The organism is Mycetocola sp. Y442 (assembly GCF_056898615.1).
The window spans coordinates 177,691-198,283 of sequence record NZ_JBXHBV010000001.1 but is presented as its reverse complement, the minus strand read 5'-3'; the positions used below and the strand labels follow the sequence as shown (position 1 = coordinate 198,283).

At 65.7% G+C, this 20,593-nt stretch carries 19 protein-coding genes; 10 read left to right on the top strand and 9 right to left on the bottom strand.

The features are described from left to right. The first annotated feature begins 1 nt into the window (after position 1). Positions 2-517, top strand: coding sequence for a mycothiol transferase (locus tag AC1X6S_RS00950; RefSeq protein WP_483403975.1), 516 nt, complete (start codon positions 2-4; stop codon positions 515-517). Positions 518-529: 12 nt separating this feature from the next. Here the strand turns inward: AC1X6S_RS00950 and AC1X6S_RS00945 are convergent, their stop codons facing one another. From AC1X6S_RS00945 to AC1X6S_RS00935, 3 genes are all read right to left on the bottom strand, one after another. Next, positions 530-1,912, bottom strand: coding sequence for a maltokinase N-terminal cap-like domain-containing protein (locus tag AC1X6S_RS00945; protein WP_483403974.1), 1,383 nt, complete (start codon positions 1,910-1,912; stop codon positions 530-532). A gap of 66 nt (positions 1,913-1,978) precedes the next feature. Continuing rightward, on the bottom strand, positions 1,979-2,845 hold the full coding sequence (locus AC1X6S_RS00940; RefSeq protein WP_483403973.1) for a hypothetical protein: 867 nt from the start codon (positions 2,843-2,845) through the stop codon (positions 1,979-1,981). Further along, positions 2,842-5,481 (bottom strand): ATP-binding protein, encoded by a 2,640-nt coding sequence (locus AC1X6S_RS00935; protein WP_483403972.1) that lies wholly within the window; start codon positions 5,479-5,481, stop codon positions 2,842-2,844. The genes AC1X6S_RS00940 and AC1X6S_RS00935 overlap by 4 nt, the downstream gene beginning before the upstream one ends. A 128-nt stretch (positions 5,482-5,609) precedes the next feature. Between AC1X6S_RS00935 and AC1X6S_RS00930 the strand changes: the two genes are divergently transcribed. After that, entirely contained in the window at positions 5,610-7,301 is a 1,692-nt protein-coding gene (locus AC1X6S_RS00930) for an NAD(P)/FAD-dependent oxidoreductase (protein WP_483403971.1), read from the top strand. Between the two features lie 46 nt (positions 7,302-7,347). On the opposite strand, the gene AC1X6S_RS00925 is transcribed toward AC1X6S_RS00930, so the two are convergent. Further along, positions 7,348-8,238, bottom strand: a complete 891-nt coding sequence (locus AC1X6S_RS00925; RefSeq protein ID WP_483403970.1) for a DUF72 domain-containing protein — start codon at positions 8,236-8,238, stop codon at positions 7,348-7,350. Further along, positions 8,228-8,677 carry an MSMEG_6728 family protein gene (locus tag AC1X6S_RS00920; RefSeq protein ID WP_483403969.1) on the bottom strand — a complete coding sequence of 150 codons (450 nt, stop codon included), beginning with the start codon at positions 8,675-8,677 and terminating at the stop codon, positions 8,228-8,230. The genes AC1X6S_RS00925 and AC1X6S_RS00920 overlap by 11 nt, the downstream gene beginning before the upstream one ends. A 129-nt stretch (positions 8,678-8,806) precedes the next feature. On the opposite strand from AC1X6S_RS00920, the gene AC1X6S_RS00915 reads away from it, so the two are divergent. Further along, positions 8,807-9,859, top strand: a complete 1,053-nt coding sequence (locus tag AC1X6S_RS00915) for an ATP-dependent DNA ligase (protein WP_483403968.1) — start codon at positions 8,807-8,809, stop codon at positions 9,857-9,859. Here the strand turns inward: AC1X6S_RS00915 and ligD are convergent. Then, entirely contained in the window at positions 9,856-10,899 is a 1,044-nt protein-coding gene (gene ligD, locus AC1X6S_RS00910) for a non-homologous end-joining DNA ligase (RefSeq protein WP_483403967.1), read from the bottom strand. The two genes, AC1X6S_RS00915 and ligD, sit on opposite strands and share 4 nt — an antisense overlap. Positions 10,900-11,102: 203 nt before the next feature. On the opposite strand from ligD, the gene AC1X6S_RS00905 reads away from it, so the two are divergent. Both AC1X6S_RS00905 and AC1X6S_RS00900 read left to right on the top strand, forming a co-directional pair. Beyond that, entirely contained in the window at positions 11,103-11,897 is a 795-nt protein-coding gene (locus AC1X6S_RS00905) for a ribonuclease H family protein (protein WP_483403966.1), read from the top strand. Between the two features lie 17 nt (positions 11,898-11,914). Beyond that, a complete protein-coding gene (locus tag AC1X6S_RS00900; protein ID WP_483403965.1) occupies positions 11,915-12,490 on the top strand; it encodes a TetR/AcrR family transcriptional regulator in 576 nt (191 codons plus the stop codon). A 167-nt stretch (positions 12,491-12,657) separates the two neighbouring features. Here AC1X6S_RS00900 and AC1X6S_RS00895 read toward each other — a convergent pair whose 3' ends face one another. Further along, on the bottom strand, positions 12,658-14,706 hold the full coding sequence (locus AC1X6S_RS00895; RefSeq protein ID WP_483403964.1) for a DUF222 domain-containing protein: 2,049 nt from the start codon (positions 14,704-14,706) through the stop codon (positions 12,658-12,660). Between the two features lie 362 nt (positions 14,707-15,068). On the opposite strand from AC1X6S_RS00895, the gene AC1X6S_RS00890 reads away from it, so the two are divergent. The 3 genes from AC1X6S_RS00890 to AC1X6S_RS00880 all read left to right on the top strand — a co-directional run bounded on the left by AC1X6S_RS00890 (position 15,069) and on the right by AC1X6S_RS00880 (position 16,771). After that, the gene (locus tag AC1X6S_RS00890; protein WP_483403963.1) at positions 15,069-15,419 is read left to right on the top strand and encodes an ArsR/SmtB family transcription factor; all 351 of its coding nucleotides are present in this window, start codon (positions 15,069-15,071) and stop codon (positions 15,417-15,419) included. Continuing rightward, a complete protein-coding gene (locus tag AC1X6S_RS00885; protein WP_483403962.1) occupies positions 15,416-15,916 on the top strand; it encodes an SRPBCC family protein in 501 nt (166 codons plus the stop codon). Before AC1X6S_RS00890 ends, AC1X6S_RS00885 begins: the two co-directional genes overlap by 4 nt. A gap of 129 nt (positions 15,917-16,045) precedes the next feature. Next, positions 16,046-16,771, top strand: a complete 726-nt coding sequence (locus AC1X6S_RS00880) for a DUF72 domain-containing protein (protein ID WP_483403961.1) — start codon at positions 16,046-16,048, stop codon at positions 16,769-16,771. 63 nt (positions 16,772-16,834) lie between these two features. Here AC1X6S_RS00880 and msrA read toward each other — a convergent pair whose 3' ends face one another. Continuing rightward, complete coding sequence (msrA, locus tag AC1X6S_RS00875) at positions 16,835-17,356, bottom strand: peptide-methionine (S)-S-oxide reductase MsrA (protein ID WP_483403960.1); 522 nt, start codon at positions 17,354-17,356, stop codon at positions 16,835-16,837. Positions 17,357-17,583: 227 nt separating this feature from the next. On the opposite strand from msrA, the gene AC1X6S_RS00870 reads away from it, so the two are divergent. Beyond that, positions 17,584-18,012 (top strand): YybH family protein, encoded by a 429-nt coding sequence (locus AC1X6S_RS00870; RefSeq protein ID WP_483403959.1) that lies wholly within the window; start codon positions 17,584-17,586, stop codon positions 18,010-18,012. Here AC1X6S_RS00870 and AC1X6S_RS00865 read toward each other — a convergent pair. Continuing rightward, positions 18,009-18,572, bottom strand: a complete 564-nt coding sequence (locus AC1X6S_RS00865) for a nitroreductase/quinone reductase family protein (RefSeq protein WP_483403958.1) — start codon at positions 18,570-18,572, stop codon at positions 18,009-18,011. The two genes, AC1X6S_RS00870 and AC1X6S_RS00865, sit on opposite strands and share 4 nt — an antisense overlap. 201 nt (positions 18,573-18,773) lie before the next feature. Between AC1X6S_RS00865 and AC1X6S_RS00860 the strand changes: the two genes are divergently transcribed. After that, positions 18,774-20,573, top strand: a complete 1,800-nt coding sequence (locus tag AC1X6S_RS00860) for a DEAD/DEAH box helicase (protein ID WP_483403957.1) — start codon at positions 18,774-18,776, stop codon at positions 20,571-20,573. Positions 20,574-20,593 lie beyond the last annotated feature (20 nt).

The window sequence follows — 20,593 nt, the reverse complement described above, 5'->3', positions numbered from 1 at the left end:
AATGAAAACGTCAGAGATTCTTGCGGATGCCTTCGGGCGGGTTTCGGAGAGCGTGCACAGCGCGGTCGATGGTCTCGATGCGCAGAGGCTGCTCGCGAGAGCGGATCCGGAGTCGAACACCATAGCCTGGCTGGTCTGGCACCTCACCCGGGTGCAGGACGACCACGTCGCCGACCTGATGGACACCGACCAGATCTGGATCGCCGCGGGGTGGGTCGACCGCTTCCGGCTCCCGTTCCCGCCGGAGGACACCGGATACGGGCACTCGAGCGACGATGTCGCCCAGGTGGTGGTGAGCTCGCCCGAGCTGCTGCTCGGGTACTTCGATGAGGTCAGCGACCGCACAGCCCACTTCGTCAGTGGCCTCGCCGACAACGACCTGGATCGGATCGTCGACGAAAGCTGGAACCCTCCGGTCACCCTCGGGGTCCGCCTCGTCAGTGTTATCGCCGACGACCTCCAGCATGTCGGCCAGGCGGCGTTTCTCCGCGGCATCCTCGACCGGGAGAACCGCTAGGCTCTGGCGGCGCTACCGCTGACGCTCGGCGAGCCGTCCGAGCGCCGTGAGCGGGATCGACAGCCAGTCGGGGCGGTTTCTGGCCTCGTAGACCGCTTCGTACAGTGCTTTGTCCATCTCGAATGCGTCGAGCAGTTCGCGGTGGTCCCTGAGGTCGACCCCTGAGCCGTCGATGTAGCCGCTGAGGAATGCCTTCCGCGACGCGCTGGTCCAGTTTCGGGCCTCAGCGGTGCTGCCGAGTGAACCGGCGACATAGTCGAAGCTTCGCAGCATTCCGGCGACGTCCCTGAGCGTGAAGTCCGGCTGGGAGCGCTCCTCCATCGGCCTGAGCGGTTCACCCTCGAAGTCGAGAAGGACCCAGTGCCCATCCGCCGCGAGCAGCACCTGGCCGAGGTGGTAATCACCGTGGATGCGCTGGAGCGCCGGCCACGCGATCGACGCCGTCGACTCGTAGAGCGCCTCGATGGTTTCGCGGAATTGCTCGACAGCGGGCACCTCCTCGATGGCGAGCAGCAAACGCGAGCGCCAGCTGGCGAGGGTCGCGTCGATCTCGTCCTGGCTGGGGGCCGCAGCGCCGAATGACTCGGCGAGCAATCCGTGAACCTCGGCGGTTACCGTGCCGAGCGAGTACGCCCTGGCCGTGAAGTCCTCGCCGTTCTCGGCGGAGCGAAGGGCGAATCTCCACGCGTCTTCCGACCCTGACAGGAATTCCTGCGCAAAGGCGAGGTGGCCACGCGCCCGGCCGGTGGCCTGGCCGATGTCATTCCACTCGCCGACGACACAGCCAATGGAGTGCGGAACGTTGAGGGACCCGGATGCGGCGAGCGCCGCCTGCAGGACGACGTCGGGGTTCTCACCATTGTGCAGGGCGCGGAACACCTTGCAGATAACCCGGTCGATGCCGTTCTCGCTGCGCACGTGGTAGATGATCGAGGTGTTTGACTGCTCGCCACGGAGCACACGGGATGAGACGATGTCGGAAATCTCGATCTGGCCGAAGGCTTCGCCGCTCGCGGTTGCGCCGAGTGCTGTCGCCTCCTGGTTTGACCCGATGAGCGTGAGCAGGGCCCTGGCGTATGCGGGGTCGTGCGGTCCGTCGTAGAGGTAGCCGGACCGGCCGTCGTCGAGCACGATCTCGGCGATGAGTGCCGACTCTGCGTCTGGCAGTGGTTCGGTTCTCTCGGTGACCGGTACCTGGTAGAGCACGGGGTCACGACCCGAGAAGTCCATGATCAGGTGGGTGAAGACCCTGGCATCATCGGATGCCATTTCCCAGCTTCCGATGAGTTCGAGCTCCGGAACGCGTCCCTTGCTGGCAAACCAGCGCTGGGAGACGAGCCAGGGGGCAATGTGTGTGAGCGGACTGTGTTCGAGGGGACGCGCCGGCGAGGACATATACCGAGACTATTGCCTCGAAGCGCTCGCACTCTCCACGCGGCTCGGGGGTTGACAGGTTCCGCGTCAGTCGCCAACGCGTCGCCCGCGGGACTCACACAGCCGGTAAACCCAGGCATAGACCAAAAGCGAGCCGCAGAGGCCCGGGATCAGGAGCCACGCAGCCGGCCGGGCGAAATCCAGGGTCGGCCAGCCGAGCACGATCCCGGCGAGGATGAAACCGAGGCTGACCAGCTGGGCCTGGACGAGGGTACGGAACGCGCTCCACCGCGTGTCGACCAGCATCCAGACATTGACCATTCCCGGGAGCGTCAGTGTCGCCCCGATCACCCTGGCGGTGAGGGGCGTCAGGCTCCACGCCCAGCTCTCGACGAGGAGAGACGGAACCAGAAAGAGAACGACACCGACACACAGCGACAGGAGGCCGACGCCCGCGAGGGTGACGCGCCAGGCCCGGGGAATCGTCGTGTCGTTGGTGTCGGAAGCGCCGGCATCCGACCGGGATTGAACGAGGATGGCGACGAGCACCAGGAAGGGCGTTGTCAGGTACAGCGCCGTCCACGCGATGAACGAGATGTGACCGGCGTGGAACCGATCCCAGTGCAGCAGCGTTGCAATGCCGAGCAGCGTGGCGAACGTCAGCACGGCGGGAAAGCCGTGCTTTACCCGGTGCCATCGACCCAGGCGGATCACCGCGACGAAGAACCAGACACCACCGAGGTACGCGGACGCGAGATACCTGGCGGTGATGTCTGGCGTGATCGTCCAGGCAAAGTGCTGTTCGGTGCTCCCGGGGGCCAGGTACAGCAGCGCGCTCGCAACGACGAGGAACGGCAGCACCACGACGCTGAGCCAGAGGGTGAACGGGCGGACCGTGTCGTCCGCCGTTCGTCGACGGCTGCCCACATCCTGATCGCTCGATCGGAAGTTCACGACGACGCACCATCCACGCCCGCGAGATTCACTCCCGCCCCGGCAAGGCTGGCACCGGGCAGCGCGAACCTGACCGCCTGCGCTTCGCTGAGTGCTCGGCCCCTGCCTCGCGCGGCTTCGAACTGACCGGCCGCCTCCCCCGCGAGGATCCCATCGATCCAGTACTGCGAGAACTTGAAGGTTTGCGCGTTCTTCAAGCCGGTCTCTTCGCGGAGCTTCTCGGCGGCGCCATCCAGGATTCCGGCTCTCTCGACGTCGCCCCGCGCTGCAGCGATGGCGGTGAGCCCCTCCAGCCCGTACGCGACACCGTCATCGTGGCCGAGCCGCACCGATTTGGCGAGCGCAGACTCCAGAGCGACGCCCGCCTCCTCGAGCTTCCCCTCGACGGTGAGGGCGATCCCGAGATGGTGTAGCGCTATCGTCTCGCTCAAACCGTCCTGGAACTCTTCGGCGAGCGCGAGGCTCTCTCTAAAGCGGTTGAGCGCTGCGTGCACCCTCTGCGAGACCAGCGCGGTCCTGCCGAGCATGACGAGCACCATCGCCTGTCCCCACAGGTCGTTCTTCTCCCTGAACAACCCGAGGCTTGTCTCGAGCACCTCCTCCGCTCCGGCGACATCGGGGGGCGATGCGGCGAGCCGTGCGAGCGCGACCGATACCAGTGCGAGCGCTTCTCCCGAGGCAGCATTTTCTGCCCTGAACAGTGCGGCACTCTCGATCAGGCCGGGGACCACGTCCCGCTCCGGCTCCTTCCAGAACCCGACGGCCCGCGTGTAATAGAGCGCGACCGCGCGAGTGAAACCGGTGACGGGCGGTTCGGCGTCGAGCACCCGCGCCATCCAGCCGGCCACCTCGCCGAGGAGCCCGCCAACCCACAGGTAAACGTAGAGGGTCCAGGAGAACCGTGCCGCCCCCTCCCAGTCCTCCCTCTCGAGGAGGTACCTGATCACGGCCCTGAGGTTGGAGAGGTCATCCTCGAGGATGTTCATCCACTCCCCCTGTGTCGGGCCCTCCAGAAGGCGCTCGGCGCGTTGGGCGAGGCCCATGAAGTACGCCGCGTGCCGTTCGCTGACGTCCGCCAGGTGCCCGTCACGCTCGAGCTGTTCCCTGGCGAAGTCCCTGACCATCATGAGCAGGGAGAAACGGGAACGCGTTCCCCTGTCCTCCTGACGAACGAGACTGTTGTCGACGAGTGTCTCGAGCAGTGTCAGTGTGTCGGTGCCATCGGAGGGCCGGTACACCGCCTCGACGGCGTCGAGCGAGAAACCGCCGTCGAACACCGCCAGTGCGGCGAGAAGTTGCTTCTCGCCGTCGTTCAGCATTCCGGTGCTCCACTCGATGGCGTTCCTCAGGGTCTGCTGTCTCTCGGGGAGATCGCGGGATCCACCCCCGAGGAAGGAGAGCCGGCTGTGGAGGCGTTCAAGCATCGCCGACGGGGTGAGTACCCTGACCTTCGCCGCTGCGAGCTCGAGGGCGAGGGGCACACCTTCGAGGCGGTTGACGAGTCTGGCGACGTCGCGGGCGTTGGCATCCGTCACCTGGAAATCCGGCTTGACGGCGCGGGCACGCTCGGTGAACAGTGCGACTGCCGCGATGTCGGCGATACCGGCAGCCGTGGGCGGTGCGGAAGCGTCAGGCAGGTCGAGCGGCTCGACGTCGATCGTCCTTTCGACGGAAATCCGCAACCGGGTGCGGCTGGTGACCATCAGCGTGAGGCCGGGCGCCGCAGCGAGGAGCAGCGTCAGCGCGGGCGCAGCATCCACCACCTGCTCGAAGTTGTCGAGAATGAGCAACATGTGCCGGTTCCGCAGAGCGGTGGCGAGCTTCTCCGCGAGCGGGGCCTCCCCCGTGTCACGCACGCCGAGTGTCTTCGCGATGGTTGCGATCACCGCGGTCTCGTCGTGAACAGGAGCAAGGTCCACGAAGTACGCGCCGCCGGAGAATTCGGCTGCGACACTGGCCGCGACAGCGATCGCGAGCCTGCTCTTGCCGATGCCGCCAGGGCCGATGAGGGTCACGAGGCGGACCGCGGGATCGCGCACGAGCCGGCCCACCGTCGTGACCTCGGACTCCCTGCCGATGAGTTCCGTCAGCGGTGCGGGCACGTGAGCCCGGGGACCGATCGGGTCACCGGCCGCCGGCACAGTGAGATTCTGCCCCTGGCTGAAGCGTTCGGCCAGCAGTACGGCGAGGTCGGCCTCGAGAAACTCCGCGAGTTCCGCTTCGTCGGAGAAATAGGTGAATGACGCCGTGTCATCCGATTTGATCCGGTCGAGCAGCTCCTTCAGCCTGGGCTCCCTGTTCTCAGCCGGTTCCTTGATGTAGATGAGCTTCGGCATGGAGGCGGGTGCAAGGTAGTACTCATCCGCGAGGCCGGACACTTCTTCACCGGGAGCGACCCAGCCGTAGCGTTCCCAGTACAGGCCGACAAAGACCTCGCTCTGCGCCAGGTAGGCGCGATAGAGGTCCCTCGGCGGATGCGGCCTGGCACCGAGCTCGAACATTACGGGGGCAAGCCGCAACCGCTCGATGGCGGCGCGCGCAGCTTTTCGCTCCGGCGCGAGCTCTTTGAGTGTTGAGCTGACGAAGACGCGGAGCCGCTGGTCGGGTGTGCGGATCGTTGCGGGCTGATGATCCATGCTGAGCATTGTCGAACGCGTTGCGGTCCCTCGTCCAGCCCCGACCCGTGGAGTCCGCCACGCACGACGAGTACACTCTCGCCTTAAAACCGCGGGTACCGCCCGGTACCCCGAGGTGGAGGTGCCCGATGACTACCGAAAGGTCCAGGCGACCGCGGATTCTGGTGTCGCTGGCCTCAGCGCCAGCGCGCGACCGCGTCGTCGATGAGCTGACCCGCCGATATTCCGCGGATTACGAGGTCGTGTCTCCCGATGATGTCCAGGGGACGTTTGCTCACCTCCGGGAAACCGCGGCGGCCGGATCCCGCGTCGCGCTGGTGCTGTCGGACGACCTTACGGATCACCAGCATGACGGCTCGGTCTTCCGCTTCGCCCGCCGGCTGTTTCCGGAGGTGCGTCGCGGCCTGGTGATCAAATGGGGCTCGTGGGGGAACCAGGACACCGCGCGGGTGGTTCTCGAGGCCTTCGCCTCCACCCAGGCCGACTCCTACATCGTTCTCCCTCGCCGCTCCCCCGATGAGTATTTCCACCGGGCGATCACCGAGCTCCTTCACGCAGCGACGCGGGCGGCCGATGACCAGGCACCGGATGCCGTCATCATCGGCCCACTGTCTTCCCCGCGGGTGCACGAGATAACCAGGTACCTGTCGAGGGCTGGCATCAGTAACCGCGTCAGCAGCCCCGGTTCCGCCCACGATTCGACGGTCCTCGCGCGGGGACACGACACTCGCCGTCCCGTCGTGGAGGTGCCGGGCGCCGGCGTCCTCGCCGACCCGAGCAATACCCAGCTCGCGGACGCCTTCGGCCTGACTACGTCGGTGAATTCGGGCACAACCGTGGACGTGGCGATCGTCGGAGCCGGACCGGGAGGCCTCGCCGCTGCCGTGTACGCGGCGTCTGAGGGACTTGACACGCTCGTGCTGGAACGGGAGTCGGTCGGCGGCCAGGCTGGCTCCAGCTCCCTCATCCGCAACTACCTCGGCTTCGCGAGCGGGGTATCGGGGCTGGACCTCTCCGACCGCGCCTACCAGCAGGCCTGGGCCTTTGGCGCCCGGTTCGCGCACACGAGGAGTGTGTCGGGGATGTCGCTCGATGACGGCTTCCGGCTGACCATCGACGGCGAGGACGAGGTCAGGGCCCGTTCGGTGATCCTCGCGACCGGGGTTTCGTATCGCAGGCTCGCCGTGCCGGGTCTCGACACGTTCGTGGGCACCTCGGTGTTCTACGGCGCGACGGCGGTCGAGGCAAAGGCCCAGACCGGACGCAACGTCCTCGTCGTCGGCGGCGGCAACTCAGCGGGCCAGGCCGCGCTGCACCTCGCGAGGTATGCGGCATCCGTTTCCCTCGTCGTCAGGGGCCCGAACCTCGCCGCGAGCATGTCGAGCTACCTCATCGAACAGCTCGCGGCCGCCGGGGTCGCCATCCTCACCGAACAGAGGGTGGTTGGCGGACACGGCACTGACGACGGGCTCGAGGAAATTGTGTTGCGGCACAGGACCACGGGCGACGAGGTGACGGTCCCGGCGAGCGCGCTGTTCATCACCATCGGTGCTGCGCCGCACACCGACTGGGTGGACGACCGGGTGTTGCGCGATCAGTGGGGCTATGTGTTCACCGGCGGCGACATGGTCGCAGAGGGGGGACGCAGGGCGTGGTCGCGTGACCGCCCGCCGGGGCCCCTCGAGTCGAGCGTGCCCGGTTTCTTCGCGATCGGTGATGTTCGCCGCGGCTCGGCGAAACGGGTCGCATCCGCCGTCGGCGAGGGCTCCGTCGTCGTCGGGTCGGTGCACGCCTTCCTCGCCGAACATGCAACCCGCTGAATGCGCGGCGAGGCGTATCCGCGGGCAGCGGCAAACGCAGTGCCGCTCAGCCCGCCAGCTCGGCGACGATTTCGGCCAGACGGATGGCATCGAACGGTGCGCGCACCTTCGCGTCGTTGTCGCAGTACACGTAGACGTCTCGCGCCCTGCCGTCGGTCGTTGAGCCGGTGCGCCAGCCGTGGACACGCCGAGCCCAGGTCTGCAGCAAATCCTCGGGGTAGCCGCTGACGTACAGCTCCTCAGCGCCGTGCAACCGCACGTACATGAAGTCACTCGTCACCTCGAACAGCTGGGGGAAACGGCCCGCGCTGTCCGACACCACCACAGCGACGTCCTGGTCCCGCGCGAGATCGACGAAGTCGTCACAGTCGAACGTGGGGTGGCGGATCTCTACGGCGTGGCGGAGAGGACGCTCGGCATCCGTTTTGAGCCAGGACCTGCCTTCCATGCGATCGTCGTGGCCTCGGGCGAACTCGACGGCGGCCGTCGTCGTCCGCGGGAGTGTCGCGAGGAACGCACCAACGGTCTCCCGGTCGTAGGCCAGGTTCGGCGGCAACTGCCACAGCACGGGCCCGAGCTTGGGCCCAAGCGCGAGGACGCCGGATGCGAAAAAGTTCGGCAGCGCTTTTTCCGCATTCCGCAGCCGGAGGATGTGGCTGATGTACCGTCCGCCTTTGACCGAGAAGACGAAGTCCTCCGGCACTTCCTCTGCCCAGCGGGCGTAGCTCTTCGGCGTCTGCAGCGCGTAGAACGAACCGTTGATCTCGACGCTGTTCATTCGGCCGGAGACAAACTCCAGCTCGCGTTTCTGAGTGAGTCCCTTGGGGTAGAAGACAGAACGCCACGGTGCGTAGCGCCAGCCGGAGATGCCGATCCGTGCGTCGCCGATTTCAGCCGAGCCGTCTACCCCGGCGACCCTGGGCTCCTCAACCGTCACGGCGCACCGTCTCTCCCGGCCACACGTACGGCAGGTTGTCCGGCACGCCGGGAAACACCTCACCGTAGAACTCGGGATCCTTGCGGACGAGGTTCGACTGGTGACTCAGGTGGAAGGCCTCGTCACCGATCCACGGCGGCAGCTCCAGCTCGTCCTGGCTGAGCCCTTCGACGTCGGGTGCGAACGGCAGCACCTGCGGGCGTACCGTGTCGCTGTGACCGCGTGCGATCCAGGCATCCGTCATATCGAGAGCGTATTTGGTGAGCGCTGGCACATAGCCGCGCCACATTTTGGCAGCGGGATGATGCCGCCAGCCGTAGGTCGGGATGGTCACCGCGCGCAGCAGCTGGAGCGCCTCGATGCGCTGCTTGCCGAGGCGTGAGCGATCGAGCACAGCAGCGCTCTCGGCGAATGACGGGTATGGGAGAAAGGTCTGCACGGTGACGCCGACGCTACCCAGAAGCCGAGCGGCAGGATACGGGTTGACGAATGCCCTCCCACCGCACTCATGTGCCAGGCTGCGGGGCACAGCCTGTCGGAATCGTTCCGACTCGGGCAGGATCGACGCATGGAACTTTCGCCGCTCGACCCCGTTTCCCCGCAGCTCGCCAAGGCCGTCGGCAGCGTGCCGGAACCCGACAGCGTTCCCGGCGGGTTGAGCTTCGAGCCCAAGTGGGACGGGTTCCGCGCGATCGTATACTTCGACGGCGAGAACGTCGAGATCGGCAGTCGCGGCTCGAAAATGCTCACGCGGTACTTCCCGGAACTGACGGATGCCTTCAGCCGGCTTCTGCCAGGACCCTGCGTGCTCGACGGTGAGATCGTGGTGCCACAGGGTGCGGAGGGCTCACAAAAACTCGACTGGGAGGCGTTAACGGCCCGGATCCATCCCGCGGCGAGCAGGATTGCGCTCCTCGCGGAGTCGACGCCGGCAATGTTCGTGGCGTTCGACCTGCTGTCGAGCGGCGGCGACGTGCTGCTCGACACCCCGTTCTCCGAACGACGCGAGCGGCTCGAAGGTCTCATCGGTTCTCTCCCGCACCCGCTCCACCTCACGAGGACGACGACGGACGTGGAGCTTGCCCGCCAGTGGCTCGTCGAATTCGAGGGGGCTGGACTCGACGGAGTTGTCGCGAAGCCACTCCTCCAGCCGTACGCACCTGGAAAGCGGGTGATGCTCAAGGTCAAGCATCATCGCACCGCCGATGTCGTTCTCACCGGTTACCGGGTGCACAAGAGCGGCAACGGGGTGGGTTCACTGCTCCTCGGCCTCTACAACAGTGATGGCGTCCTCGTGAACGTTGGCGGGGCATCCGCTTTCACCAATGCCCGCCGCCTTGAACTGGTGGACGAACTCGCGCCGCTGGTGAAACGGGATGCCGACGGCGAGATCGTTGCGGCCGAAACGGAGCGCAGCAGGTTCTCGGGGTCGAAGGATGTGTCGTTTGTGCCGCTTGAGCCCAGCCGCGTCGTCGAAGTGCAGTACGACCAGATGGAGGGGATGCGATTCCGTCACACCGTGCAGTTCGCGAGGTGGCGCCCTGACCGCGAGGCGACGTCATGCACCTTTGACCAGCTGGACCGGCCCATCGCCTACGATCTCGACGGCGTGCTGGTTTAGTCGGTCTTCTCGTCGTCCCAGTTGGCGGAGTTCTTCCGGCTCGGCTGAACCCGCGGCGGTTCGCCGGGCATTTTCGGGAAGTCCGGGGGGAATGGCAGTTCGCCGAGTCCGTTCTTGACATCCCGCTCCCACCATTCGAGGAGAACGTCGACGGTCCCGGGCTTATTGCCCATGTCTGCCCACGGGTCGCCTACCGTGCGGAGTCGCTCAGGCACCGTCTCGATGGTGAAGGCTTTCGGGTCGGCGTTCTCGAGTTCTTCCCACTCGATCGGGCAGGACACCGGGGCATGCGCGAGTGCCCGCGGACTGTAGGCACCAGCCATCGTTCGGTCGCGATTGGCCTGGTTGAAGTCGACGAAAATGCGTTTGCCGCGTTCTTCCTTCCACCAGTTCGTGGTGACCTGCTCCGGCATCCGGCGTTCGAGTTCGCGGGCAGCGGCGATGACCGCGTGCCGCACCTCGAGGAATTCATGGGTGGGCTCGATGGGCGCGAAGACGTGGATGCCGCGGTTGCCGCTGGTCTTGAGGAACGCCGTCAATCCGGCCTCGGCGAGAAGTGCGCGCAGTTCGATCGCTGCGGGGATCGCATCGTCGAAATCGGTGCCCGGCTGCGGGTCGAGGTCGATGCGCAGCTGGTCGGGATTGTCCGAATTTCCGGCGAGAGACGGCCAGGGGTGAAAGACGACGGTGTTCATCTGGGCCGCCCACACCGCCGCCGCCGGTTCGTCGAGAACGACCTGAGGATGTGATCGCCCGCTTGGGTAGGTGACGGTCACGGCTCGCACATAATCCGGTGCACCCTTGGGCGGGTTCTTCGAGAAAAACTGTTCGCCGTCGATTCCGCCTGGGAACCGCTGGAGCGACACCGGGCGGTCGCCGTTGGCGGCGATGAACGCCTGTCCAACCTCGACCAGGTACTTCGCGAGGTCGAGTTTGGTGATGCCGGGTTCTGGCCAGAGCACCCGGCCCGGGCTGGAGATGCGAACGTCGCGGGTGCCGTGCGGTCCGTCGACGGGGAGGATGACTGCGTCGGATGCCATGCGACAAACCTACTGGGGGGCCTCTGTCGAGTCACCCCCGACTCCGGGCGCGTCCCCCACGCCTGTCTGCTGTTCGTGCCGGTGACACTGGCGATAACAGCCACCGCCGGCGTCTCGACTCCCCGCTGACCTCCCTGCCGAACGGCTCCTCGTCGGTACGATTGGTCAGTCCCGCGACGACCGGTCGCGGCTGAAAGGGCAGAATGACGATCACCGCCTCCGCTGATGGTTCGGCGCTGGGCAACCCGGGTCCCGCGGGTTGGGCCTGGTATGTCGACGACGACTGCTGGGGGGCTGGTGGCTGGAAACACGCCACGAACAACCAGGCCGAGCTGAAGGCCGTTCTTGAGTTGTTCCGTTCGACCGCACACATCGACGACGATCTGCTCGTCATGTGCGACAGCCAGTACGTCATCAACTCGGTGACGAAATGGATGCGCGGCTGGAAGGCGAAGGGCTGGCGCAAGAGCGACGGCAAGCCTGTTCTGAACATCGAGCTGCTCAAGGAACTCGACGAGGCACTCGCCGGGCGTAAGTACAAATTTGAATGGGTGCGCGGCCACGTCGGTCACGAGCTCAATGAAGCCGCCGACGCCCGGGCCCGGGCCGTCGCCGAGGCGTTCCAGCGGGGCAAGGAGATTCCGTCCGGTCCCGGTTTTCCCGGGGCGGGTTCGGCAGCCGTTGGGGACACCACAGCGTCCGCCGCGGGCGACGCTCTATCCCGGTCCGCCGCGCCGAAGTCCTCAGCTCTGCAGTCGGCAGCTCTCACATCCTCCGCACCAGCGTCGGCCGCTCCGGTCTCACGGAAGTCCCCCGCTGCCGAGCCGTCCACCCCGATTGACCTCGAACCGAGTCTCTTTGACCTCGACGACGAGGCCAGCGGTACCGGATGGCACACGGTCACGTTGTCGCTGAGCGCGGCCGAGAACATCCGTTTGCAGGAACGCGCACGCCAAAAAGGTGTCAGTGTCGAGGACTTTCTTCGCGGCCTGATTTGAGCAGACAGGAGAGCAGGGTGACTGAGCGTCCGTATCACCACGGTGATCTGAGGCAGGCCGTCATCGATGCGGCTGTCGAGGTCATCAGCGAGAACGGCCCTGCTGCCGTCAGCCTGCGCGACCTCGCGCGCCAGATCGGGGTCTCTCATGCGGCGCCGGCTCATCATTTCGGTGACAAGGAAGGCCTCTTCACCGCGGTGGCAACCGAGGGTTACGCCCGGTTGACGGATGCCCTCGGGCGGGTTGAACCGGCGACCGACCTGGTTGAGCTCAGTGTGGCTTATGTACGGTTTGCCGTTGATCACGAGGCCTACTTCGAGGTCATGTTCCGACCCGACCTGTTGCGAAACGATGATCCTGACCTGGTCAAGGCTCGGAACCGAAGCAGATCGGCACTGTTCCGTGGTGTTGCCTCGTTGCCACCGGAACGCCGGGGTGGTGACACCATCCTCACCAACGTGAGTGCGTGGGCCTTTGTCCATGGGTTTGCCACTCTCTGGTTGCAGGGTGCCCTGCCGAAGGAGATGGGTGCCACTGTCGATGACGCTGTCCGCGTTTCGGCGTCGTTCCTCTTTGGCCGCGTCGGTCACTAGACCGTCGTTGAACGGTCCCGGCCACCTGTCCCAAAACCGTTTCCAGTGAGTCGGAATCAAGGCTGCGGTCACGCCTCTCCCCGAAAAGGATGAGGTCAGGCTTACCTGGAACGTCTTCGCGGTGGCCATGAAAGGCTCCGGTCGCGATCCGAGGGGCGTTGTGTCGTCTACCCGGCGCTGGCGAGTCGTGTCGGCGGGTGGGCGGAGTTCTCCCCTGGCGCCTGGCCACCCGGTCTTCCCGCCCTGTCACCGCCACCATCGGCACTGCTGGCTCCGCCTGTCCCGTCTGACCCGCGTGCACCGGCACCGTTGTTCCCGGCGGCTGCGGCTCGTGCTGCGGCGTCCGCGGCGTCGGTTGCGGCCTTGATCCCGGCCAGCCGGAGGCGTTCCTTCTCCAACGGTGACTTCGATGGCATCCGGATCGGGATCCGTTCCCCGTTCTCACCCGGTGGTGGGATCAGGTAGTACTCGCCCTCGATCCGGACCACCCGATAGCCAAACGTATGCACCAGGGTGTGGTGATACGGACACAACAGGATCCCGTCCGCGAGATCAGTGCAGCCTTCGTGGGCGGCCCATTCGTTGATGTGGTGCGCCTCGGTCATCGACGGTGGACACTCACACCCCTCGATCCGACAGCCACCGTCACGAACCGCCATCGCCACCCGCTGTTTCCGGGTGTGCAAGCGTTGTTCCCGGCCCACGTCGAGGATCGTGCCTGAGGTGTCCATCAGGATCGGTGAGATCCCGGAGATACAGATTTGCTTCTCGATCACACTGCCCGGAACCGCGTCTTTGCTGTCTTCGAGATACCCGGTACCGACCAGGTGCTCAGCGCCCTCGCTGTCGGTGGCGCGGTTGTCGAGGTTCTCCTCGGTCATCACGACCCGGATTCCGGGTTGCCGGGACCCGTACGTTGTGGTCGGGTCGGCCTGCACCCCGGTCCGCATCGCACCCATCAGAATGTCATACACAATCTGGTCGTTACTGCGCTCATCCACCCGCAGTTTCTCGGCCCGTTCCGCTTCAACCGGGTCCACCATCCGCGGGCCACCCCGCCGCGGTCGCAACGTCGCCCCGACGATGGACTCCACCCACGCGGCGCCTTCCTCATCGAAGGCCACATACGCTGTCTTCGTGCCGTCTTCATTGCGGCCGAACCGCCACTTCCGGTTCGCATACCGCTCATCCCACCTCAACTGCACCCCGGCCGGATCAATCCGGTCCCGCAAATGCCGCGCCCTAACCCCCAGCTCGTCAGCGTTCACCCCGGCAGCATCCGCGATGATTTCCACCGCCGCGGCCCGCAGCATCTCCACATCGACCCGGTCGTTCGGTTGTCCGAGGCCCCGCATGATGATCGTCACCGCCTCGGACCGGATCACCCCCTCCCGCGCTGCCCGAGAAATCGGTTCATGCCACGGCACGACCGGCACCGGCCGCAACACCGACACCCGCGCATCCGTTTCAGGGTCGGCGTCGGGATCAACCAGGATCTTCCCATCCACATCGATCAACGGCTCGTCAGCGCCATCACCGCCTGACCCGGAAGATCCATCAGGGCCATCGGCGCCCGGTGCGAACCTGGTCGGGTGGGTGGCGGCATCCGCCTCGCCCATCGCCTCACCGAGCCGCACCTGCCGGAAGGCTTCGGACTTCGTCGACCCGGTTAACCGTTGCACCAGGTTCACGGCGGTGCGATCCCCGGTCGACTGAGCCCACCCCGAGTAACCCAGGTCACGCGCCGACCGTTTCGCCGCGACACCAGCACCGGCCGCGATCACCGCGTCAAGTTCCGACTTCGCCCGCGCCGCGTTGCGGAGCAATTCCTCGAGTTCGGCGTTCGCCGCCCGCTCCAACACCATCGACAACGGCAAGCCAGTGCCAGTGCCAGCATCGCCGGGACCGACACCAGGCCCACTGCTCAACGGTTCCGGCTCCACCGGCACGAACCGCGGGCGTTTAAACGACGAACCGGCACCACCGAACTCGGTGATGCCGGTCGAAACCGCTGCAGACGAAGACCCTCCCCTGCGCGAAACCTGTAGGCCCGACGCCGGTTCAGATCCTGACGCAGGTTCGGGGCCAGCGGCTGGCTCCGGCCCCGCAGCATCCCCCGCCACACGACCCATGGCCTCAATGGCGTCTTCATACCGAGCGATCTGGTCGCACACCCGAAGGGCGACTTCTCGAATCTGCTCGGACACCTTTGCCATACTTCATAATATCGCATCAAGCACAGTTTCGAAAGTAGTTTCTACTAAAAGTTCCCAGAATTTTCTTGCCCAATGGCCGAGAATTACTCCCAGCCGAACCCGGTTCTACCACGGCAAATGCAACCATTGTCACGAACTCCCCCGGAATCACGGGCGAAAAAGCACTATCTATCCACCGCAAAGATACCTGTAACTCGTAATCCAGTCGTTGTCTAAATTAGCCATGTGAGTTCCACCGGGGTCAGGTCGCAATCAAGTGATATCACCCTGCGCGTCGAAGACATTGACCCCAGGCATCCGCTCCCCAAGCTCCCCACGCCACCCCTAGCGCACCCCAAACCGACCTGCTAACCTACAACCAAATGGTTGTACATGAGTTGAGTGACATCGCGGTGGACCGCATCTTCCAGGCACTGGCAGACACGACCCGCCGAGACATCGTTGCGCGCACACTGCGCCGCGAGCAGTCGGTCTCCGACCTCGCGACGCACTACGACATGAGCTTCGCCGCGGTCCAGAAACATGTAGCGGTGCTCGAGCGCGCGATGTTGGTCACCAAGGAGCGTCGAGGTCGGGAGCAGATCGTGCACGGAAACACCGAAGCGCTTCGCCGGGCAGCCCAGCTGCTCGACGCCTATGAAAAGATCTGGCACGACCGTGCCAGTCGCATCGGGGAGATACTCTCCGAGCCTGAGAAAGGAAGCGACAAGTGACTCTTGTCAATTCACACACGGATGTCGAAAACCTCACCCTGACCTTCACCACCGAGTTCGCGGCGCCGGTTGAGCGCGTCTGGCAGGTCTGGGAAGACCCGCGGCAGCTCGAACGCTGGTGGGGGCCGCCCACCGTCCCCGCGACCTTCGAGAGGTTCGAGTTCGTGCCGGGGGGCGAAGTGCGCTACTACATGACCACCCCGGACGGAGCGAAACCCCGCGGCTGGTGGAAGTTCATAACAATGGATGCCCCAAATCGCCTTGAGTTCGTCGACGGGTTCGCCGACGATAACGGCGACCCACTCGACGCTGAAGATGTCGCCGCGGTCGTTGTCACCCTCGAACCCGTCGATGGCGGTACCAGGATGACCCTGCTCAACACTTTCAGAAGCACTGAGCAACTCGAAGGGATGCTCGAGATGGGAATGGTGGAAGGTTTGACCGAGGCCCTCGGCCAGATCGACGCGGTCCTCGCGGAATCATCCGTCTGGCACTAACGCGCGGCGGTTAGGTCCCAGCGGAGGAGGTGGCGGTGGTTCGATACCACCGCCACCTCGCACGCACCGACGCCCCGCCACCCGCGCGCCGCAATGGATTAGCGTTGACGCTGACGAGAGCGAGGTCGGATGGGCATTCACATCGGTACCTCCGGCTGGAGCTACGACCACTGGGACGGCGTTCTCTACCCGCCAGGACTCCCCCGCTGGCACCGCCTCGCGCACTACGTGAGCACCTTCGACACCGTGGAACTCAACGCGAGCTTTTACCGCTGGCCGCGCGACGCCTCGTTTGCGAGCTGGCGCAACCGGCTCCCGCCCGGATTCCGGCTCTCGGTCAAAGCCCCGCGGGGCCTCACCCACGGCAAGAAGCTGTACGCTCCCGAACCCTGGATCGACAGGATCACCCACGCCTGGCACGAACTCGGCGACAAGCGAGCCGTGCTCCTCGTCCAGTTGCCTCCGTCCCTCGAGCGCGACGACGCGAGGCTCGACTACTTCCTCGGGCGCCTGCCCGACTGGATCACGGTCGCCGTCGAGTTTCGGCATCCCAGCTGGCACGACGAAGGCGTCTATCGGCTGCTCGAGTCCCACGGTGCTGCCTACTGCGTGATGAGCGGCGCCGGCCTTCCCTGCGTGCTGCGCGTGACGGCATCCGTCGCCTATGTTCGCATGCACGGCCCCGACCATGATCACCTCTACGGCGGCTCATACTCCGACCAGGACCTCGCCTGGTGGGCAGACCGCCTGCGCGAGTGGCGCGACGCCGGAACGGATGTCTACGTCTACTTCAATAACGATGGTGGCGGCAACGCGGTTCGGAACGCGATCACCCTGCGCTCAATGGTCGGCTGAGCCACCCGCCGCCGTTAACGACGAAACGCCGCGGCTCGAGGCCACGGCGTTTCGGGAGGCGACCTAGGAGACGCGCTCCGACTCACGGTGCGGGAGCTTCCACCCCGGGCGCACGAAGTGGCAGGTGTATCCGTTCGGGTACTTCTCCAGGTAGTCCTGGTGCTCCTCCTCGGCCTCCCAGAAGTCCCCGGCGGGTGTGACCTCGGTCACGACCGGTCCCGGCCAGAGGCCTGACGCGTCAACGTCGGCGATCGTGTCGAGCGCCACGCGCTTCTGCTCCTCGTCGAGGTAGAAGATCGCCGAGCGGTAGCTCAGGCCAACGTCGTTCCCCTGGCGGTTCTTGGTGGAGGGGTCGTGGATCTGGAAGAAGAACTCCAGCAGGTCACGGTACGAGATCTGCTCGGGGTCGAAGACGATCTCGACCGCCTCGGCGTGGGTGCCGTGGTTGCGGTAGGTCGCGTTGGGGGTGTCGCCGCCGGAGTATCCGACGCGGGTGGAGATCACTCCAGGACGCTTGCGCAGCAGCTCCTGGGCGCCCCAGAAGCATCCGCCGGCGAGAATCGCGGTCTGTGTTGTGTTCGTCATAGTGGCTCCCTTGTCTCAAAACAGTCTGCCGGAGAAGGAGAACGCATGCGACTCCCTTCGTGTTCCCTCGTTCCTGAATGTCAGCCGTGGGTCTCCGAACGCGGCGGCGGGCGGATGTCGCGGCTCACGTCACACACGGACCCCTGGCCCGGCGTCGGTTGGCCCCGCTAGCATTCGCAACAACGCGACGTTACGGCGACAACAACGCGACGACAAGGGAGTCAGACATGAGCGAGAACACGAACCCGGTGACCGCAGTCCTCGAGGCGTATCGAGCCGCGGTAGCCGCCCGCGATGTCGCCGCGTTCGCCGCCGTCTACGCCGACGATGTGCACGTCTTCGACTCCTGGGCGCAATGGCAGTATCTGGGCATAGAGGCGTGGCGCGCGATGGCGATGGGGTGGTTCAGCTCGCTGGGCGACGAATCGGTTCAGGTCGAGTTCACCGACCTCAGGGCGTTCGTCGGCGACGACCTCGCGTTTGGCCACGCAGACGCAACCTTTTCCGCGACTTCCGCCGATGGCGAGCGGCTGCGCTCGACGACCAATCGCTTCAGTGTCGGGCTCCAGCGGCAGAACGGCGCGTGGCGGATCGTCCACGAGCACTCATCGCTTCCCATCGATCCCGAGTCGAACTCAGCGATCTTCGCGCTCTAATCCGGCTGACGCTCTGACCCCGCAGCATCCGCCGATGTCCCGCCGTCGCGCCCGGCGGCATCCGGAGTCAGCTCGCGCACCGGCTGCAGGACGAACAGCCGGACCCGCCGACCGGAGTCACGTTCGTAGCTGCGGTAACCCGGCCACTGACGCTCGATCCGGTGCCACGCCTGCTCCCGGTCCGCGTCATTCTCAAGAAGCGTCGCGTGCACAGCGAGTCGCCGGCCCTTCACCGTGATGACCGCATCCGGGTGTGCGAGGAGGTTATAGGTCCACGCGGGATGCCGCTCCCGAGCGAAACTCGTCCCGGCGACGATCGCGCGGCCACGACCGTCGGGCGTGTACATGAGGGGCGTCAGTCGCTCCTCGCCGCTCCTGGCGCCGACGGAGTGCAGCACCAGCGACGGCACGAGCAAACCGCTGACCTGGACCCGCCCACCGGTCAGCCGCGCGAGGAGCCGTTCACCGAGCGGCAGCAGCCGCGGTCCGACCGCCCGGAACACGCGAGTGCGGGTCAGTGGGGCAAGAACCGAGCGGACGACCTGGGTCACTGAGGGCATTTCCCTATTGTGGCCCTGTGGGGCGGATGCCGCGAGGGCGCTGTCACGCAATCGTCACGAAGCCGATGCTCAGCCGTGCAACGCACCCCGGGCAGCAAAATTCGCGCAAACGTGCGAGTTTGACCCATTTGCGACCCCGACGCTGGCGCACACAATAGCCTCTTGACACCACATCCCCAAAGAGGGGCTACCGTTGAACCTATGACGTCTTCCGACACGACGACGCTGAGCGAGGCAGAAACTGCCCGCGAAGCTCTCACATTTTCCGATCTTGGACTGAGCGACTCAGTCCTTAAAGGCCTCAAGGCAGTCGGGTACGAAACCCCCTCCGCTATTCAGGCAGCAACCATCCCCGTCCTCCTCGAGGGCCGCGACGTCGTTGGCCTCGCGCAGACGGGCACGGGAAAGACCGCAGCGTTCGCCCTGCCGATCCTTTCCCGGCTCGACATGACGCAGAAAACCCCGCAGGCGCTCGTCCTCGCACCGACCCGTGAGCTCGCGCTCCAGGTCTGTGAGGCATTCGAGAGCTACGCCGGCGGCATGCGCGGCGTGCACGTTCTCCCGGTCTACGGCGGACAGGGCTACGGCGTACAGCTGTCAGCACTCCGCCGCGGTGTCCACATCGTCGTCGGTACCCCCGGCCGCATCATGGACCACCTGGAAAAGGGCACCCTCGACCTCTCGCAGCTCAAGTACCTCGTGCTCGACGAGGCCGACGAGATGCTCAAGATGGGCTTCGCCGAAGACGTCGAGACGATCCTCGCCGACACCCCCGAAGACAAGCAGGTGGCACTGTTCTCCGCCACCATGCCTGCCCAGATCCGACGGATCTCCAAGAAGTACCTGCACGACCCCGAAGAGATCACCGTCAAGAACAAGACGACGACCTCGGCGAACACCACGCAGCGGTACCTCATGGTGTCGTACCCACAGAAGGTCGATGCGCTCACCCGCATCCTCGAGGTCGAGAACTTCGAGGGCATGATCGTCTTCACCCGCACCAAGAACGAAACCGAGACGCTCGCCGAGAAGCTCCGCGCCCGCGGATACGCCGCAGCGGCGATCAACGGTGACGTGCAGCAGGCCCAGCGCGAGCGCACCGTCGAACAGCTCAAGTCGGGCAAGCTCGACATTCTCGTTGCAACGGATGTCGCGGCTCGCGGTCTTGACGTCGAGCGCATCAGCCACGTGGTCAACTTCGACATCCCGATCGACACCGAGTCGTACGTGCACCGCATCGGCCGGACCGGCCGCGCGGGCCGTTCCGGCGCGGCAATCAGCTTCGTCACCCCGCGTGAACGCCGCCTGCTCACCGCGATCGAGAAGGCGACCCGTCAGCCGCTGACGCAGATGCAGCTGCCGAGCGTCGAAGACGTCAACGTCACCCGCCTCGCGCGGTTCGACGACGCCATCACCGAGGCGCTGAGCAACAGCGAGCGGATCGAGACCTTCCGCGACATCATCAACCACTACGTCGAGCACCACGACGTTCCCGAGGCCGATGTCGCTGCTGCCCTCGCTGTCGTCGCACAGGGCGAAACGCCCCTCCTGCTGACGGCAGAGGACGAGCGCAACCAGCGCAGGGACCGCGAGCGGATGGAGCGCGACGACCGCGCCGCACGGGGCGACCGTAATGACCGCCCCGCCCGCGGAAACGACAGGAACGACCGCCCGGCCCGCGGCGACCGTCCCGAGCGCCGTCCGCGATCCAGCGACCAGCAGCTTTCCGCGTACCGGATCGAGGTCGGCAAGCGCCAGAAGGTCGAACCGCGCCAGATCGTCGGTGCCCTCGCGAACGAGGGTGGACTGAGCCGCGAGGACTTCGGCGGGATCAAGATTCTCCCCGACTTCTCGATCGTTGAGCTGCCGGCGAACCTCTCCCCCGAGACGCTGGAGAAGCTCAAGGACACGCGGATCAGCGGCAAGCTGATCGAACTCCGGCCCGACCGCTCGGCATCCGCCCGGCGCGAAGACAAGGACACGCGCAAGCCGCGAAGCTGATCGCGAACGATGTGCGTAAA